Below are 17,635 nucleotides of genomic sequence, written 5' to 3'. Positions count from 1 at the left end.
ATCCTTACTTGAAGAAGGTGAGAACCTCGTCGAGCTGGACGACGTGGCAGTAGATCATGTTGATGATCTCCAGTTCGCGCCTGTGCAGCTCGTCCGTTGCCGCCGCGCCGCAATCATCGACCACGACCACGCCGAAGCTCTCGTCCGCGAGGCTGCGCACCGTCGAGGAAACGCACTGGTCGGTGAAGATGCCGCAGCAGATGACGTTCCGGATGCCCATGTTGTGCAGGACGAGGCGCAGGTTCGTGCCGGTCAGCGCGCTGTCGGTTGTCTTGGTGATGACGATCTCGTCGGCGCGCGGCTCCAGTTCGGGAACGACCTGTCCTTCCGGCAGCTCCTTCGGCAGCAGCAGGTAGTTGAAGCCCGGCTTCTTCTGGCTGAGCGAGCGGTCGCGTCCGTCAGGCTTGAGGCAGGCGATGCGGGCGAAGATGACCTCGACCTTGCGCCTGCGGCATTCCTCGATGAGGCGCGCGGTGTTCGGGATCACCGTCTTGCGCATCCGCTCGTAGAAGGGCTGCCAGCGCGCGGTTTCCTCCGGCGTGTCCTTCGGATCGAGATAGGTGTTCTGGATGTCGATGACCAGCAGCGCCGTCGTTTCCGGATCGAGCACGATGTCGTCGGGCTCTTCGGCATTGGCGTAGTAGAAGGAACGGTAGTCGGTTTTCCAGTTCATGCCGAGGTCTCCTTCCGGTGACGGGTGCGGGTGAGAATGTGGCCGATCTCGCGGTTGGGGAAGAGGCCGCCGGGCTTGACGATCATGACGGCGATCATGGCGAGCGCCAGCACGATTTCGGTGAGGCCGACGACCTGGCCCGCGCCGGTCGCGCCGGCATTCAGCGCCCCTTCCGTGCCGCGCAGGCCCTCATAGGCGAAGGTGATGAGGATGGTGCCCGCGACGGCGCCGGTCACGGTGTTCGCCCCGCCGATCACCAGCATGGTGATGATGAGGAAGGTCTCCTTGAGATAGAAGGCCTTGGGCGCGAAGGAGGTTATGAAATGGCCCCACAGCGCGCCGCCGACACCGGCGATGAAGGCGGCGAGGATGAAGGCGCGCCAGCGCAGTTGCGGGATGTTCGCGCCGAGCGCGGCGGCGGCGACCTCGTCTTCCCGCGAGGCGCGCAGGAGCTTGCCGGTGCGCGATTCCTTGAAGAGCAGGGCGACGACGACCACCACGCCCGCGACGATGGCCGCGATCGGCATGTCCGTCGTCTTCGGCAGGCCGAAGAGGGTGCGCGGGCCGTTGGTGAGCGCGCTCCAGTTGTTCATGATCGTGTAGAGCACGACGAGCAGCGCGAACGAGGTGATGACCGCCGCAGCATCCGAAAGGCGCATCAGCGGATAGGCGACGAAAGCCGCGACCAGCGCGGCCACCACGCCCGCCGCCAGCATGGCGAGGAGCGGCGAGATCTCGACGACCTTCATGAATTCGTAGAGATCGGGCAGCGCCATGCCCTTCATCTGGGCCGGGATGGTGAGCACGGCCGAGGTGTATGCCCCGAAGCCCATGAAGCCGATATGCGCGAAGGAGAGCAGGCCGGAATTGCCCATGAAGGTCTGCAGGCCGACGACGAGCACGAGCGAGATCAGGAGGTTGGTGGCGATGCGGTCGTAGAGGCGGATGCCGAGGACATGGCTTCCGACGGCGATGATCGCGATCACGGCGATGAGGATGAGGGCGGTGAGATAGGAATGTTTCATCGGTTCGTCTCCCTCAGGTCCGCTGCCCGCTGGCAGGGCCCTTGATCAGGCCCTCCGGACGCCAGAGCAGGATCAGGATCACCAGGCTGAAAGTGAAGGCATCGCGGAATTTCAGGAGGTCCTGCGACAGGGTGTAGTTGAGCGTGGTGTCGATGAGCGCCAGCAGGAAGCCGCCGACCACCGCGCCGGGCAGGCTGCGCATGCCGCCGATGACGGTGGCGATGAAGGCGACCAGCAGCGGCTCCAGGCCGACGCCGGGCACGACCGTGCCGATGCGCCCGATCCACAGGAGGCCGACGACGCCGGCAAGGAAGCCGGAAAGGGCAAAGGCCGAGGTGATGATGAGGTTGGCTGGAACGCCGAGCATGCGCGCCATGGTGAAGTTCGTCGCCGCCGCGCGCATGGCGATGCCGAGCGTCGTCCTGCGCATGAGGAAGGCGACGGCGGCGAGGAGCACGATGGAGGCAACGATGGTGATGAGGTTGCGCACCGGCGTGATAGCGCCGCCGATCGAGACCGTCTGCGAGAAGATGTCGGGCAGCGGCACGTTGCGCGGGCGCGGCGAAATGAAGAGCAGGGCGGCGTTCTGCAGGAGGTTCGAGAAGGCGAAGGAGGTGATCAGCACGGCCGTCACCGACTTCGCCCGCACCGGGCGGAACGCGACATAGTCGGTGAGGATGCCGAAGACGATCGCCATGACGACGGCGAGCGCCGCCATGAGGAGCCAGGGCAGGCCGGAGCCGCTCGTGAGGTACATGGTATAGCCGGCGACCATGATGAGCTCGCCATAGGCGAAGTTCACGAGGCGCAGGATGCCGTAGATGATGACGAGGCCGAGCGCCATGAGGGCATAGGCGCCGCCGAGGCTGAGGACGTCGATGACGAACTGGATCGCGAAAGCCATGGATCAGCCTCCCAGGTAATGTGAGCTGAGATCGCTCGTGGAGCGGATCTCCTCGGCCGTGCCGGACGCCACGATGGCGCCGAGCCGCATGACATAGGCGCGGTCGGCGACGGCGAGCGCCTGGTTCACGTTCTGCTCGACGAGCAGGATGGTGAGGCCGGATCTCTTCAGCGTCTCGATCATTTCGAAGATGCGCTCGACGATGGCGGGCGCAAGGCCGAGCGACGGCTCGTCGAGCAGGAGCACGCTGGGGCGGGCCATCAGCGCGCGCGCGATGACCAGCATCTGCTGCTCGCCGCCCGAAAGCGTGCCGGCCGCCTGGGCCGAGCGTTCGGCAAGGCGCGGGAAGAGCGTGTGCAGCCGTTCGAGGTTCTCGCGGTTGCCGGCCTGGTCGCGGCGGTGGATATAGGCCCCGAGCATCAGGTTCTCGGCGACCGTCAGGTCGGGGAAGACGTCGCGGGTTTCCGGCACCGTCGCCAGTCCCGCGCGGATGACCTGCTCGGGGCTGGCGGCGGTGATGTCCTTGCCCTCGAGGGTGATCGAGCCGCCGGAGGCCTTCAGCGCGCCGGCGATGCACTTGATGGTCGAGGATTTCCCGGCACCGTTCGCGCCGAGCAGGCTGACGAGTTCGCCCTTGCCGACGGAAAAACTGATCCCGCGAACCGCGCGGATCGTGCCGTAGCTGACGGAGAGATCGCGCACGTCAAGCATGGGTCGCTCCCTTGCCGAGATAGGCTTCTATGACGGCCGGATGGGTTCGAACATGCGCGGCGTCGCCCTCCGCGATGGTGCGGCCGGACGCCAGCACATGCAGGCGGTGGCAGAGGCGCATGATGAGGCCCATGTCGTGGTCGATGATGAGGAGGCCGAGGCCGCGTTTGGCCGGCAGCTCGGAGAGCGTGTGCAGCAGCGTCTCGGTCTCGGCGTCGTTCATGCCGGCCGCCGGCTCGTCGAGCAGCAGGAAGCGCGGCTCGGCGGCGAGCGCCCGGGCGATCTCGACGCGGCGCTTGTCGCCGTAGCTGAGGCTCTCGCCAAGCTCGTCCGCCTTGTCGGTCAGGCCGAGTTCGTCGAGCAGCTTTTTCGCCCGTTCCGCGCTGGCGGCGCGGGACACGCCCTTGGCGAGCGCCGCCGCCTCGACGTTCTCCAGCACCGTCATGGTGTTGAACAGGCGCACGATCTGGAACGAGCGGCTGACGCCGGCAAGCGCGATGTCGCGCGGCGACAGGCCCGAAAGCGTGACCGGACCGGCGGTGATCGTGCCGGTCGCCAGCTTCACCTGGCCGGTGATGGCGTTGATGAGCGTCGTCTTGCCGGAGCCGTTCGGCCCGATGAGGCCGACGACCTCGCCGGTGGCGACGGAGAGCGACACATGGTCGAGAGCGCGGAGGCCGGTGAATTCCACCGACACGTCGTTTACCGCAAGACGTGTTTCAGACATGGCTTTTCCGAAGGTCATGGGCCGGCCTTGCGGCCGGCCCGAACGGGGGAGATCAGGGCTTCGGCAGGGATTCCGGCTTGCGCCAGCCGACGAAGGTCGGCTTGCCGCCCTTGAGCTCGATCACCGCCGCGGCCTTGTTCGGGACGTGGCCTTCCTCGGCCGTGCCGTAGTCGAGTTCGCCGGTCAGGAGCTTGAACTGGCCGTCCTCAAGCGCCTTGGCGAGCGCGCCGCCCTCGGTGGTGCCGGCCGCCGTGATCGCCTGGGCGATCATCATGATCGTATCCCAGCCGGTCGAGACGAAGGAGGTATCCGGGTCCTTGCCGAACATCTCCTTGTAGAGGCCGATGAACTTCTCCATTTCCGGATCGGCTCCCGCGCCCATCCAGGTATGGGTGACGAAGTAGACATTGTTGCCGAACTTCTCGCCGAGCGCCTCGTGCATGGCCGGGTCGTCATAGGCATCGCCCCCGAGGACCGGCGCATCGTAGCCGACTTCCCGCAGCGCGCGGATGATCACGCCGATATCCGTGCCGTAGGAGGAGACGAAGATCACGTCCGGCTTCTTGCCGAGCGCCTGGAGACGCGCGAGCTGGGCCGAGAAGTTGTTGTCGCCGTTCGTATAGGTGTCTTCCAGCAGGATCTCGCCGCCGTCCGCCTTGAACTGCTCGACGAAATACTTGGAGAGCGACTTGGTGTAGGCGATGAACTGGTCGGTGACGACATAGGCCGTCTTCCAGCCCTTTTCCTTGGCCGCGAAATCGGCCGCCGTCGCGCCCATCGTGGTGTTCCACATGGAGAGCGTGAACTGCTTGTCGCCGAGCGACCACGACGAATAGAGCGGGTCGGAGGCGCAGGTCGAGATGCCGACGATGTCGGCCGACTGCGCTTCGCGGCTTGCCGGCGAACCGAAGTCGAAGTCGCAGGGTGCGACGATGACCTGGGCGCCCTTGTCGATCAGCTCGACCGCCACGTTGCCGACCGTGACCGGATCGGACTTGCCGTCGATGTTGATGAACTCGACCTTCTTGCCGAGCACGCCGCCATTGTCGTTGAGGTATTTCACGGCGACCTGCGCGCCGTTGAAGCCGGGCGTGTCGAGCGGGGCCTGGATGCCCGTCATCGAGAGCGCGCCGCCGATGACGATCTTGTCGTCGTCGGCAAAGGCAGCGGAAGAGGCGAGCACGAGGCCCGCCGCCAGAAGCAGTTTGGAAGTTTTCATCATGGTCGTTCCCCTTGATATTGCCTTGCGGCAGTGAGTTGATGCGGCCCGGTCTTTTGTTTTTCTGTGCGGCCCGCCTGGAAAGCTCCTTGTTGATCCCGTCGCTATGCTGTCTCGGGCGATCTTACTGCCCGATTTCCTTCAGGAGTTCGTCTGTCGAAATCTGCCGGCAGTAGCCCTTGATCGCATTGAGCGAGGTGTCGTGCCGTTCCTGCGAATAGGTGCCGCATGCGTCCGGCACCAGCGTCACGAGGTAGTTGAGGTCGCAGGCGTCCCGCACGGCCGATTCCACGCACTGGTCGGTGAGAAGCCCGCACAGCACGATCTGCCTCACGCCGAGATTGCGCAGGATATAGTCGATATGGGTGGAGACGAAGACGCTCGACGAGCTTTTCGGGAAAACGATCTCGTCCTCCAGCGGCTCCAGCTCGTCGATGACCTTGCCGTCCCAGGACCCCTTCGGCACGTTGAAGCCGGTGATCTTGTAGTCGAGGCTGCGGTCGCGCCCGTCCTTCGTCAGGCTTTCGATCGTGGTATGCAGCACCTCGATGCCCGCCTTGCGGAAGCCCGCCAGCAGGCGCTGCATGTTGGGGATCGCGACCTCGTGGATGCGCTTGAAATAATAGCCGTACTTACCTTCGATTTCAGCGTCGGAGACGTCCTTGAACTCGCCCCCCTCACGGCGCACGGAAAAATTCTGCACGTCGATGAAGAGGATGGCCGAGGCGGCCGGATCGAGCGGCAGGTTGCGGGTGGAGGGATGGTCAGCGGCCATCGGAAGGTCCTTCAAGGCTCTGGGCGGCGAGGCGGAGGGGGCCGGCGAGGCGCTCGGCCCATTCCTCCTGCCCGCGCACGTCGTTGATGAGGTCGTTGCGCACTTCGATCAGCACATGCGGAATGCCGCGCCGTTCGCCATGCACGGGGATCGTGTAGTCCGAGAGGTCGTCGACGTGGTACGGTGCATTGAGCTTCACCGTGACGTCGCCATTCGCCGCCCGGAAGGTCTCCGCAAGCCGCTTGGCGAAACGCGCGTCGCGATTGTAGAGAAGGCCGAGTTCGAAATCCCGCACGGCGCCCGTGGCCCGCATGACCGGCGTGAAGCTGTGCACGGAGACGAGGAAGAGCGGCCTGCCGGCGGCCTGCCGGCGCGCGAGCCCGACGCTGATGGCTTCGTGCAGCGGCTGATGGATTTCCACGTAGCGGCCACGGCGCTCCTCGTCTGACACGTCCGCATTGGCCGGCACGAGCGTGCCGTCGCTCTGCCTGAGGACGCAGTCCTCCGCCTCGAACGGCCGGTTGCAGTCGATGACGAGGCGGCTGTAGCGCTGGAGAACGAGCGGGGCGTCGAGCCGTTCGGCAAGGCCGCGGGCGACGCCCTCGGCGCCGACGTCGTAGGCGATGTGCCGATCCATCTCCTCGGGCGCGACGCCGAGATCGCCGAGCGCGGCGGGAATGGCCCGGCCGGCATGCTCGCAGGTCAGGAAGATGGTCGACGCGCCTTCGGCATTGATCCACTCCACAGGGGCGGGGTCGCCAGCGTTCAGCAATCTGGACATGTCGCGATCTGCGGGGCTGAGCATGGAATGGCATCCGTCGAGCGCCACGGCAACGGCCGGTGCGCAGGGCTTCGATGAGGATCAGTCAAAGAAATTTTTCGATCATAGTCAATATGATTTTTCCGTTTGACTAATTTTTTTCACGGAGCAAATATCCCGCCCCAACAAAGGGAACAAACGGCAATGAGCGATGGGAAATCATCGACCACGGTTCGCACGAGGATACGGGACGCCGCGGCGCAACTGACCGCCAGCGAGCGCAAGATCGCCAATGCGATCCTTGCCGACTATCCCTTCACCGGGCTCGAAAGCATCCAGGAGCTTGCGGCGAAAACCGGCGTCAGCGCCCCTTCGGTCACGCGTTTCGTCAGCAAGATCGGCTGCTCCGGCTTCCAGGACCTGCAGCGCCAGTTGATCGCCGAGCTGAAGGAGGGGCAGCGCTCGCCGCTCGACCTCAAGACGAGCCAGAAGCCGGTAGGCCATTCGGAATTCCTGTCGGAATACGTGACGCGGATCTCGTCCGTCATCCAGGAAATGGCGGCGACGGTCTCCCAGGCCCAGTTCGACATCCTCGCCGATCTGGTCGCCGACCCGTCCCGCAACATCTTCCTGCTCGGCGGTCGCGTCAGCGACAACGTCGCGTCCTTCCTGTCGATCCATCTGCGGCAGATCCGCAGCGGCATCTACCACATGGCGGACAACCCGGAATTCTGGCCCGAGCATGTGCTGCGCATGCGCAGGAAGGACGTCGTGGTGCTGTTCGATTTCCGGCGCTACCAGCTCAGCCTCGCGCGCCTTGCCGAAACGATTGCCGAAGCGCGGGGCGCGACGATCGTCGTCGTCACGGACAAGTGGATGTCGCCGGCCGCCCGCAGCGCCGACCACATCGTCGCGCTGCCGATCGATGCCGGCACGGCATGGGACACGGTGGCCGCCGCGATCGTTCTCGTCGAGGCGCTCATCGTGCGCGTCTCCGAGACCGATTGGGAGGCGACGCAGAAACGCATCAGGGATTGGGACGGCGTCCGGTTTTCCATGCCGGGCTACGATCAGGACACCATCAACGGGGACGACGATGAAACGTGAAGAGATGATGGTCGCCTGTTGCGGCGACCTTTCGGGCAAGGTGCGCGGCAAGGCCTTTCCGCTGGCGCAGATGGAAAAGCGCCTGAAGCGCGGCGTGGGCTGGACGCCGACCAATGTGCAGATCACCTGCTTCGACGCGATCGCCGAAAGCCCCTTCGGCTCGCTCGGCGACCTCGTGCTCATTCCCGATCCCTCGACCAGCGTCAGCATCGAGAGCGAGGAAGGGGCGCCGAACGAGAACTTCGTGCTCGGCAATATCCGCTACACCGACGGCCGTCCGTGGGAATTCTGCACGCGCTCCATTCTCGAAGCGGCTCTCGAACGCCTGCAAAGGGTTGCCGGCGTCACGCTCTACGGCGCCTTCGAGCACGAATTCCAGATCAAGCATCTGGTCTCGGAGATCGGCGGCGCCTTCACGCTGGGTGGCTTCCAGAAGGAACGGCATTTCTGCGAGGCGATCATCGCCGGAATGCGCACCGCCGGCGTCACGCCCGACACGATCCTCAAGGAGTTCGGCGCCGGCCAGTTCGAGGTGACGATGGGCCCGCAGAAGGGCGTCACCATCGCCGACCATTCCGTCATCACGCGCGAGATCGTCGGCCTCGTCGCGCGCGAGCTCGGTTACGATCCGACCTTCACGCCGATCCGCGATCCGGCCGGCGTCGGCAACGGCGTGCATGTCCACATGAGCATGCTGGATGCCTCGGGCAATCCGGTCACCTACGATCCCGCCGGCAAGCACGAACTTTCCGATGTTGCCGGAAAGTTCGTCGCCGGCATCCTGAAATACCTCGATTCGATCATCGCGATCACCGCGCCGAGCGTCGTCTCCTACCTGCGCCTGACCCCGCACCGCTGGAGCGCCGCCTTCAACAATCTCGGTTTCCGCGACCGCGAGGCATCGGTGCGCATTTGCCCCGTCTCCGACATCAGTGACATCGCCCGCGCGGCGCAGTTCAACTTCGAATTCCGCGCCGCCGACGGCGCGGCGAACCCGCATCTGGCGCTCGCCGCGATCGTCCATGCCGGCGTGCAGGGGATCGAGGAGGGGCTGGCGGTGCCGGAGGCGACGCAGGAGGATCTGTCGCTCCTCGGTGCGGAAGCGCTTGCCGCCCGTGGCTATGTCCGCCTGCCGCAGACGCTGGAAGCAGCGCTGCAGCGCTTCCGCGGCAATGCAACGGTCTGCGGCTGGTTCCCGGAGGGCTTCGCCGACGTCTATGTCAAGCATAAGGAGGGCGAGATTGCCTATCTGGCCGGCAAGACTGGGCAGGAAATCTGCGCGGCATATGAGGATGCCTATTGAAATAGGGGGAATTTCAAAGGCGGTCTTCCAAGCGGCCCGCGCTGCACGGAAGGCCGTGGCTGGCCGTCGCGCGCGCCAAACGGCTCGTCCGGCAGGACTGGTTCGTCACGTCCTTGCCGGTGTGTGATGCCACGCAAGTCGGAAATGGCTTGCCCCGGTCATCTTTCGGCAGGCAGTACCTCCCCGGCGAGATTGGCGCGCTCGCGCGGCATGCCGAAACCGGTGTCGGGCGCCAGGCCGGCGGCAGGCCTGTCGATCATGTGCAGGCTGCGCCAGCGGCCGAACCGATAGTAAGCCGCGGCCAGCAACAGCGACGTGATCGAGCCGGCGGGAAAGCTCCACCAGAGCGCGTCCTGGCCGAGCACGCCCTGGAAGGCATAGGCGAAGGTGGTGCGTACCAGGAGCACCGAGATCACAAGGATGATCAGCGGCGGCATAACGGCGCCGGTGGCGCGCACGGTGGCGAAAAGCACGATGGTGATCCCGAACAGGATGAAGGACCACGAGGCGACGTTGTTGATATGGGCGGCGATGTCGATGGCGGCGCTGTCGCCCGTCAGGAACAGGCCGAGCACCGGCCGGTCGAAGACATAGAGCGCTGACACCAGCATGCCCGTCAGCACGAGGTTGAAGCCGACGCCGGACGCGGTGATCCGCCCGATCCGGTCCCATCGGCCCGCCCCGATATTCTGCGCGGCCATGGAGGAAACCGCGGCCCCCACCGCCAGGGCCGGCATCTGGACATAGGTCCAGAGCTGCGCGGCGATGCCGTAGGCGGCCGCGACCCGCGAGCCGTAACTATTGACGAGACCCATCACCGTCAGCGCCGCTGCCGAGATCACGATCATCTGCAGGCCCATGGGAATGCCCTTGACGATGACGAGGCGCAGGAGCGCCGGGTTGGGCCGAAGCAGCGCGAGGTCGGCGCCGGCAAGCCGCAGCGGATGGGCGCGGGCATAGAGAACGATGAGGATCGTGACGGCGCTGATCGTCTGCCCGATAAGCGTGGCGGTGGCCGAACCGGCAATGCCCAGCTCGGGAAACGGGCCGATGCCGGCGATCAGCACCGGATTGAGGACGACGTCGAGGAGCACGGCAAGCGCCATGAAGACGAAGGGCGTGCGCGAATCGCCGGCCCCGCGCAATACGGTCATGACGAAGGCGAGCAGGTTCATCATCGGCACGGCGAGGAAGATGATGCGCAGATAGGATCGGGCGAGCGGCAGGGCATCGGCCGGCGTGCCGAGCAGGTTGAGGATGGCGTCCACCCAGATCCAGCCGCAGACCGCGAAGAGGATCGAGACGCCGAGGAAGAATGTCGCGCTGGTGCCGACGATCCGCCGGGCCTTTTGAAGGTCGTGCGCCCCGACCGACTGTGCCACCAGGATCGTGGCGGCCATGCCGATGCCGAATACGGTGCCGAGGATGAGGAACAGCACGAGGTTGGCGTTCGACGTGGCCGTCAGGGCCGATTCGCCGAGAAAGCGTCCCACCCAGATGGCATTGATCGATCCGTTGAGCGATTGCAGCACATTCGCGCCGAGCACGGGCAGGGCGAAGGCAAGAAGGGTGCGCGCGATCGGGCCGGTCGTGAGATCGCGGGTTCGACTGGGCTTTGACAAGAGGTTCTCCGTGGCAGGCGGGAATTCTGCAAACACCCTATTTATCGCGCGCGCAATCCATTTCCACCGGCCGCCGCGCATCGGCGGGGCTAATCCAGGACGTGGCTCTCGCGCCAATAGGCGGCGGCGAAGTGCTGCTGCTTGCTGAGGCGGGCCAAGACCGCTGGTGATCCGCCGTCCGAATGCATCATGAAATCGATGTCGATCTTTCCGGCCGGAGCACCAATCCGGTGTATTTGCGGATCAGCGCGCGCTCTTCCGCCGCGCCTCGGTCGGCGATGCCGTGCGGGGGTAAGCTGCGGCAGGACGAACGGACATGCTTCTGAAGACATCCTGGATCGCCGCCGCGATCTGCAAGGTGGCTATGAGGTAAGCCGGCCCGGCAACGCTGCTGATCGCCGTCTTCCGGGACTCCGGCCATGGGATGCACAAGCGCCGAGCTCTTCCGAATTGAAGCGATCGCCTCCGGTCCGGGTATAGGTGAAGGCCGCGTTGACATGGGTATCGCGGTAGATTCGCAGGTCGTAGTGGCTACGTCTGCGTCAGGCCAGTCGCTGGGATCGAGACGGGAGCGCTCGTCAGCCCCTCGATCTCGGCCAGAATCTAGATCCCGATCACGGCGCTGAGCCGCAGCAACTGGTCCTTCGTGAGTTCACCGGTGAAGCCTGGCTTGCGCGCCCGCTTCCAGTTCCTTTCCGACATATCGGCAAGACCTGCAGCGTGTGAACTAGTGGTCTCGCAAACAAGGTTGCGCGGAACTTGGCTCGGGTCAGAGGATGCCGGTGTGTGGCATGCCGCGGCGCCCGTTCCCGCGGCAGGGGCGACAATTTGGCCCTTGAAATCGCCGCAATGAAAGGTCATGTCCGGGTCATGCATATGGATACGTTTGTCAGGATATCGCGGCTTACCGATCAGGCACGCTCCGTTCCCCGGAGCCGGCAGCCCTGATCCTGTAACGTCGCCGCAGACCCCGCCGCTCCGGGAACCACACGACCAAACAGTGCGGTTCATTCGCGCCCATGGCCGGCGCAGCGATGGAGCGTATCCATGTCCTTGTCCCAGCTTTCCCGCATCTGCCTTTCCTGCGATCGGCCCCAGCCGCGGGCCGCGGTTCGTTGCCCCTGGTGCCGGACGCCCATCGCCATCGTCCCGCGCCGTGCGTCCAGCCTGTTGTGGACGGCGATGATCCCGGCAATGAAAGTGACGGAGCGCGTCCGCGGCACGGATGTGCCGGGCGAAAGGCAGCAGGTCGGCGTCCTTCCCTGGCGCCTCCAGCGTGACGGCGAGATGAGGATATTGCTCATCACCTCGCGCGGGCGTGGGCGATGGATCGTGCCCAAGGGATGGCCGATGAGGGACTATCCGCTCTTCGCCGCGGCCTCGCGCGAGGCTTTCGAGGAGGCCGGTGTCATCGGCGACATTTCGCCTGCGCCGGTGACGGCCTACCGATACACCAAGATCTTGGACGACGGCTCGCAGGCGCCCTGCCGCGTCGCGGTGTTCGGCATGAATGTGCGCGGCACGCTCAGCCACTGGCGGGAGAAGGGGCAAAGGCAGCGGCGGTGGTTCTCGCTCGAGGAGACGGCGGAAAGGCTCGACAATGCCGAGCTTGCCGCCTTCGTGCGGACGCTCGACGACGCGCCGGAGCGCCTCGAACCGTTCCGCCGTGCGGGCGGACGGGATCTGCCGTCCGGCGAGCGGCAGACGATCGGGCGCTGAGGCGATGCCGGTGTTTCCGACAGTCACCGCCCGCCGCGGGAGACGGCTTCCCGTCCGTCCCATCCACAGGGTCAGCGCCGGACGCTGATTGCCTGGCGTCACTACCTGCGAGGGCAAGAGCGACGCCAGGAATTGCCGATCCGAGATTGAAACCTGCGGAGCAACGCCGGCCAGCCTTGCCGCGCTCGTTGCCCTGTCCAGAAAGGCCAGGAAATGACCTTCAGATACAGCCATACCTTCCCCATCAGCGGCCCGAACAAGCTGCCTCGCTTCCGGCAATGGGCGGCGGAGAACGTTCCGGGCATCGCCCTGTCCCTGCCGCCCCAGGTTCCCGTCAGGAGCACGGCCCTGACGGTGCGCCTGAAATCCGCCGAGGACCGTAACGCGTTGATCGCAAAACTCGAAGGCGTGGAGTTCTAGCCAGCCGCCGGCAGCGGCGGACGACCGGCCTCCAATCACCTCATAAGCATTCCGTTACATGTGGATGCTTATGGGAGCGGGCCTGTCGTTCGCCGCTGTTCCCTCTTGGGGCATGTCGGCCCCCGTCGTCTTCTTTCGTCAATGCCGCGGTGCCGGCAAGGCGTCCGGTTCGCCCGCCATCGTCGAGCGGCCGTGCTGGACGAGCGGACGGTTGCCGGCCAGCCAGCGCAGCAGGACGTAGAACACCGGCGTCATGAAGATGCCGAAGAAGGTGACACCGAGCATGCCGGAGAAGACGGCAAGGCCCATGGCGGCGCGCATTTCGGCACCTGCCCCGGTCGACAGCACCAGCGGCACGACACCCATGATGAAGGCCATGGAGGTCATGAGGATCGGGCGCAGGCGAAGGCGGCTTGCCTCGATCGCGGCCTTCACGGGCGTCCTTCCCTCGAATTCCAGCTCGCGCGCGAACTCGACGATGAGGATCGCGTTCTTCGCCGACAGGCCCACCAGCACCACGAGGCCGATCTGGGTGAAGATGTTGTTGTCTCCGCCCGTGTACCAGACCCCGGCCAGCGCCGCGAGCACGCCCATCGGCACGATCATGACGATCGCGATGGGCAGCGTCAGGCTCTCATATTGCGCGGCGAGCACGAGATAGACGAGCAGCAGCGCGAGCGGGAAGACGACGATGCTCGAATTGCCGGCAAGGATCTGCTGGTAGGTGAGGTCCGTCCACTCGAAGTCGATGCCTGCCGGCAGGGTCTCCGCGGCGATCTTCTCGATGGCCTCCTGCGCCTGTCCCGAGGAGAAGCCCGGCGCCGGCCCGCCGTTGATGTCGGCGGCAAGGAAGCCGTTGTAGCGCGTGGTGCGCTCCGGCCCGGTCGTGGCATCCACCTTGAGGAGGGCGGCGAGCGGGATCATCTCGCCGGACTGCGAGCGTACCTTCAGGTGGCCGATATCCTCCGGCTCCGCGCGGAAGGCGGAATCGGCCTGCACGCGCACGCTGTAGGTCCGCCCGAAAGCGTTGAAGTCGTTGACATAGAGCGAGCCGAGATAGATCTGCAACGTCTCGAACACGTCCGTCACCCGAACGCCGAGCTGCTGGGCCTTGGCCCGGTCGAGGTCGGCGTAGAGCTGCGGCACGTTGATCTGGAAGCTGGAGAACAGGCCCGCCAGTTCCGGCGTCTGGTAGGCCTTCGCAAGGAAGGCTTTCGTCGCCTCGTCGAGCGCCTGGTAGCCGAGGCCCGCGCGGTCCTCGATCTGCAGCTTGAAGCCGCCCGTCGAGCCGAGGCCGTTGACCGGCGGCGGCGGGAAGATGGCGATGAAGGCGTCCTGGATGCTCGCGAATTTCTGGTTGAGCTGCATGGCGATCGCCCCGCCGGAAAGCTCCGGCGTCGTGCGCTTGTCGAAATCGTCCAGCGTGGCGAAGACGATGCCCGAATTGGAGCCGATGGTGAAACCGTTGATCGACAGGCCCGGGAAGGCGATGGCGTGGGAGACGCCCGGCTGTTCCAGCGCGATCTTGCTCATCTTCTTGATCACCTCCTCCGTGCGGTCGAGCGTCGCGCCGTCCGGAAGCTGGGCAAAGCCGATGAGGTACTGCTTGTCCTGCGCCGGCACGAAGCCGCCGGGCACGGCGTTGAACACCGCATAGGTCGCCCCGACCAGCACCAGATAGAGCGCCATGACCGCCGACTTGCGCGAGACGAGCCCGCCGACGCTGCGCCCGTAGCCGTTCGAGGCCGCGCCGAAGACCCGGTTGAAGCCGCGGAAGAACCAGCCTAACAGGCGGTCCATGGCGCGGGTCAGCCAGTCCTTCGGGGCGTGGTGGTCCTTCAGGAGAAGGGCGGCCAGCGCCGGTGAGAGGGTCAGCGAGTTGATCGCGGAAATCACCGTCGAGATGGCGATGGTCAGCGCGAACTGCCGGTAGAACTGGCCGGACAGGCCGCTGATGAAGGCGAGCGGCACGAAGACGGCGACGAGCACGAGCGCGATGGCGACGATCGGCCCAGAGACCTCGCGCATCGCCCGGTAGGTCGCCTCGCGCGGGGAAAGACCGTTCTCGATGTTGCGCTCGACATTCTCGACGACGACGATCGCGTCGTCCACAACGATGCCGATGGCGAGCACGAGGCCGAAGAGCGTCAGCGCGTTCACCGAGAAGCCGAAGGCATACATCACCGCGAAGGTGCCGATGATGGAGACCGGGACGGCGAGCAGCGGGATGATCGAGGCGCGCCAGGTCTGCAGGAACAGGATGACGACGAGCACGACGAGCGCCACCGCCTCCAGCAGCGTATCGACGACCTTGTCGATGGAGGCGCGGACGAACTCCGTCGTGTCGTAGACGATCTCGTATTTCACGCCGTCCGGCATGGCGAGCTGGAGCTGGTCCATGGTCGCGCGCACATTGTCGGCGATCTCGATGGCGTTGGAACCGGGGGCCTGGAGCACGGCGATGGCGACGGCCGGCTGGCCGTCGAGGAGGGAGCGCAGCGTATAGTCGGCCGCGCCCATCTCGATGCGGGCGACGTCCCGGAGGCGGGTGATCTGCCCTTCCGCGCCGGCCTTGACGATGATGTTGCCGAATTCCTCCGGCGTGTGCAGGCGGCCCTGCGCGTTGACGTTGAGCTGGAGGTTCACGTCGGAAGGCGTCGGCGAGGCGCCGATGATGCCGGCGGCGGCCTGCACGTTCTGCTCACGGATCGCGTTGGTGATGTCGCTTGCGGCAAGCGCATGCTCGGCCGCCTTCTGCGGGTCGATCCACACGCGCATCGCATAGTCGCCCGCGCCGAAGACCTGCACCTGCCCGACACCTTCGATGCGGGCGAGGCGGTCCTTGACGTTCAGCGTCGCGTAGTTGCGCAGATACGTGACGTCGTAGCGGTCCGTCGTCGAGACGAGGTTGACCACCATGATGAAGTCGGGCGAGCTCTTGACGGTGGTGACGCCGAGCGCGCGCACCTCCGCCGGCAGGCGGGGCTCGGCCTGCGCCACGCGGTTCTGCACGAGCTGCTGCGCCTTGTCCGGATCCGTGCCGAGCTTGAAGGTGACGGTCAGCGTCAGGACGCCGTCGGACGTCGCCTGGCTGTTCATGTAGAGCATGTCCTCCACGCCGTTGATCTGCTCTTCCAGCGGCGTGGCGACGGTTTCGGAAATGACGACGGGGTTTGCGCCGGGATAGACGGCGCGCACCACGATGGATGGCGGAACGACCTCCGGATATTCGGAAATCGGCAGGGCGCGCATGCCGATGAGGCCTGCCACCACGATGAGGACCGACAGCACACCGGCAAAGACCGGGCGATCCACGAAGAAACGGGAAATATTCATGTCATGAACCCCTCTCCAGGGACGAACGGGCCCGTCCGGCGGGCAAGGCTCCGCCGGCAGGCATGGGATTTCTGTGGTTGGAGGCAGGGCGCGGCGTGCGCCCTGCCGGCCCCCGTTACTTCACGGAGGCAACGTTTTCCTGCACCTGCGGGTCGACGACCGCGCCGGGGCGGATGCGCTGCAGGCCGTTGACGACGACCTTGTCGCCGGCCGCAAGGCCGCTTTCGACCACGCGCTCGCCGCCGGAAAGGCTGCCGAGAACGATGGGCCGGTAGGCCACCTTGTTGTCCTTGTCGACGACGAAGACGAACTTCTTGTCCTGGTCGGTGCCGACCGCCTTCTCGCTGACGAGGATCTTGCTCTCGGCCCGCGGCTCGCCCATGCGGATGCGCACGAACTGGCCGGGAATCAGCCTGCCGCCCGGATTGTCGAAGACGGCGCGCACGGCGATGGTGCCGCTTGCCGCATCCACCTCGTTGCCGATGAGCTGGAGCTTGCCGCGGATCGGCGTGCCCTCGTCGGCAAGCGTGCCGACCTCGACCGGGATCTGCTCGATCGGCCGGAGCGCGCCATCGGAAGCGGGTAGGGCGGCGAGCGCCTTCGCGACCGTCTCCTCGCTGACGTTGAAGCTGGCATAGATCGGGTCGATGGAAACGAGCGTCGTCAGGGCCGGCGAGGCCGAACCCGCCGCAACGAGGTTGCCCACGGTGATCTCCACCCTGCCGGCGCGGCCGGAGACGGGGGCGCGGACATTGGTGTAGTCGAGTTCGATCTGGGCGGCGTGCAGGGCCGCCTGCCCGGTCTTCAAGGCGGCGTTGGCCTCGGCCAGCGCGTTCTGGCGCTGGTCGACCTCGCTCTGCGAGATGCTGTTGCTTTGGGCAAGGCGCTCGCTGCGCTCGAGCTGGATCTTCGCCAGCTTCACCCGCGCCTCGGCCGAGGCGAGCTGGCCTTCGGCCTGTGTCACCGCCGTCCTGTAGGGCTCGGGATCGATGGTGAAGAGAAGATCGCCCGCCTTCACGAGCGCGCCTTCGCGGAAGTCGACCGACTGGATGGCGCCGGCAACGCGCGAGCGGACCTGCACGCGGTCGATCGCCTCCAGCCGGCCGGAAAATTCCTGCCATGTCACGACGTCGCGGTTCTCGACCACGGCGATTGTCACCGGCACGGCGGGCACTTCGGCTGCCGCGACGGCTTCGGCCTGGGCGGTCGTGCCCGGCATTTGAAACATCAGGGCCGCGGCAGAAACGGACACGGCCAGACCCAGGCCGGTGCCCGTGAGGGCCCAGCGCTTGCGCTTCGACATCATTGTTTTCTCCTTGTGGCCTCAGGCCACG

15 protein-coding genes are annotated in these 17,635 nt (G+C 65.8%); 4 read left to right on the top strand and 11 right to left on the bottom strand.

Annotation, left to right across the window (positions count from 1 at the left end):
* Nucleotides 1–4: 4 nt before the first annotated feature.
* The 8 genes from ACZ1A1_RS11765 to ACZ1A1_RS11730 all read right to left on the bottom strand — a co-directional run bounded on the left by ACZ1A1_RS11765 (nucleotide 5) and on the right by ACZ1A1_RS11730 (nucleotide 6,839).
* Nucleotides 5–673: a cysteine hydrolase family protein gene (locus tag ACZ1A1_RS11765; RefSeq protein ID WP_463620082.1), complete on the bottom strand. Its 669-nt coding sequence runs from the start codon at nucleotides 671–673 to the stop codon at nucleotides 5–7.
* Nucleotides 670–1,698 (bottom strand): branched-chain amino acid ABC transporter permease, encoded by a 1,029-nt coding sequence (locus ACZ1A1_RS11760; protein ID WP_463620081.1) that lies wholly within the window; start codon nucleotides 1,696–1,698, stop codon nucleotides 670–672. The genes ACZ1A1_RS11765 and ACZ1A1_RS11760 overlap by 4 nt, the downstream gene beginning before the upstream one ends.
* A 13-nt stretch (nucleotides 1,699–1,711) precedes the next feature.
* On the bottom strand, nucleotides 1,712–2,602 hold the full coding sequence (locus ACZ1A1_RS11755; protein ID WP_463620080.1) for a branched-chain amino acid ABC transporter permease: 891 nt from the start codon (nucleotides 2,600–2,602) through the stop codon (nucleotides 1,712–1,714).
* Nucleotides 2,603–2,605: 3 nt separating this feature from the next.
* Entirely contained in the window at nucleotides 2,606–3,313 is a 708-nt protein-coding gene (locus tag ACZ1A1_RS11750) for an ABC transporter ATP-binding protein (RefSeq protein ID WP_463620079.1), read from the bottom strand.
* Entirely contained in the window at nucleotides 3,306–4,040 is a 735-nt protein-coding gene (locus ACZ1A1_RS11745; RefSeq protein WP_234188112.1) for an ABC transporter ATP-binding protein, read from the bottom strand. Before ACZ1A1_RS11745 ends, ACZ1A1_RS11750 begins: the two co-directional genes overlap by 8 nt.
* A 52-nt stretch (nucleotides 4,041–4,092) precedes the next feature.
* Nucleotides 4,093–5,262, bottom strand: a complete 1,170-nt coding sequence (locus ACZ1A1_RS11740) for an ABC transporter substrate-binding protein (RefSeq protein ID WP_234188111.1) — start codon at nucleotides 5,260–5,262, stop codon at nucleotides 4,093–4,095.
* Nucleotides 5,263–5,383: 121 nt separating this feature from the next.
* Complete coding sequence (locus ACZ1A1_RS11735) at nucleotides 5,384–6,034, bottom strand: cysteine hydrolase family protein (RefSeq protein WP_463620078.1); 651 nt, start codon at nucleotides 6,032–6,034, stop codon at nucleotides 5,384–5,386.
* Nucleotides 6,024–6,839: an N-formylglutamate amidohydrolase gene (locus ACZ1A1_RS11730; RefSeq protein ID WP_463620077.1), complete on the bottom strand. Its 816-nt coding sequence runs from the start codon at nucleotides 6,837–6,839 to the stop codon at nucleotides 6,024–6,026. Before ACZ1A1_RS11730 ends, ACZ1A1_RS11735 begins: the two co-directional genes overlap by 11 nt.
* A 159-nt stretch (nucleotides 6,840–6,998) precedes the next feature.
* Here ACZ1A1_RS11730 and ACZ1A1_RS11725 point away from each other — a divergent pair, with 159 nt between their 5' ends.
* The gene (locus ACZ1A1_RS11725) at nucleotides 6,999–7,901 is read left to right on the top strand and encodes a MurR/RpiR family transcriptional regulator (protein ID WP_234188108.1); all 903 of its coding nucleotides are present in this window, start codon (nucleotides 6,999–7,001) and stop codon (nucleotides 7,899–7,901) included.
* The gene (locus ACZ1A1_RS11720) at nucleotides 7,891–9,204 is read left to right on the top strand and encodes a glutamine synthetase family protein (protein ID WP_313192376.1); all 1,314 of its coding nucleotides are present in this window, start codon (nucleotides 7,891–7,893) and stop codon (nucleotides 9,202–9,204) included. Before ACZ1A1_RS11725 ends, ACZ1A1_RS11720 begins: the two co-directional genes overlap by 11 nt.
* A gap of 158 nt (nucleotides 9,205–9,362) precedes the next feature.
* Here the strand turns inward: ACZ1A1_RS11720 and ACZ1A1_RS11715 are convergent, their stop codons facing one another.
* Nucleotides 9,363–10,826 (bottom strand): MATE family efflux transporter, encoded by a 1,464-nt coding sequence (locus ACZ1A1_RS11715; RefSeq protein ID WP_463620076.1) that lies wholly within the window; start codon nucleotides 10,824–10,826, stop codon nucleotides 9,363–9,365.
* 1,194 nt (nucleotides 10,827–12,020) lie between these two features.
* Here ACZ1A1_RS11715 and ACZ1A1_RS11710 point away from each other — a divergent pair.
* Both ACZ1A1_RS11710 and ACZ1A1_RS11705 read left to right on the top strand, forming a co-directional pair.
* Nucleotides 12,021–12,545 carry an NUDIX hydrolase gene (locus ACZ1A1_RS11710; RefSeq protein WP_463620075.1) on the top strand — a complete coding sequence of 175 codons (525 nt, stop codon included), beginning with the start codon at nucleotides 12,021–12,023 and terminating at the stop codon, nucleotides 12,543–12,545.
* A 213-nt stretch (nucleotides 12,546–12,758) separates the two neighbouring features.
* Complete coding sequence (locus ACZ1A1_RS11705; protein ID WP_313192379.1) at nucleotides 12,759–12,965, top strand: hypothetical protein; 207 nt, start codon at nucleotides 12,759–12,761, stop codon at nucleotides 12,963–12,965.
* Between the two features lie 138 nt (nucleotides 12,966–13,103).
* Here the strand turns inward: ACZ1A1_RS11705 and ACZ1A1_RS11700 are convergent, their stop codons facing one another.
* Together ACZ1A1_RS11700 and ACZ1A1_RS11695 are read right to left on the bottom strand one after the other, a co-directional pair.
* The gene (locus ACZ1A1_RS11700; RefSeq protein WP_463620074.1) at nucleotides 13,104–16,301 is read right to left on the bottom strand and encodes an efflux RND transporter permease subunit; all 3,198 of its coding nucleotides are present in this window, start codon (nucleotides 16,299–16,301) and stop codon (nucleotides 13,104–13,106) included.
* A gap of 115 nt (nucleotides 16,302–16,416) precedes the next feature.
* Nucleotides 16,417–17,607 (bottom strand): efflux RND transporter periplasmic adaptor subunit, encoded by a 1,191-nt coding sequence (locus tag ACZ1A1_RS11695; protein ID WP_463620073.1) that lies wholly within the window; start codon nucleotides 17,605–17,607, stop codon nucleotides 16,417–16,419.
* Nucleotides 17,608–17,635 lie beyond the last annotated feature (28 nt).

Source organism: Shinella sp. R2-11, assembly GCF_055330205.1.
The sequence above is the reverse complement of the archived record's forward strand: the minus strand, read 5'-3'. Positions and strand labels throughout refer to the sequence as shown.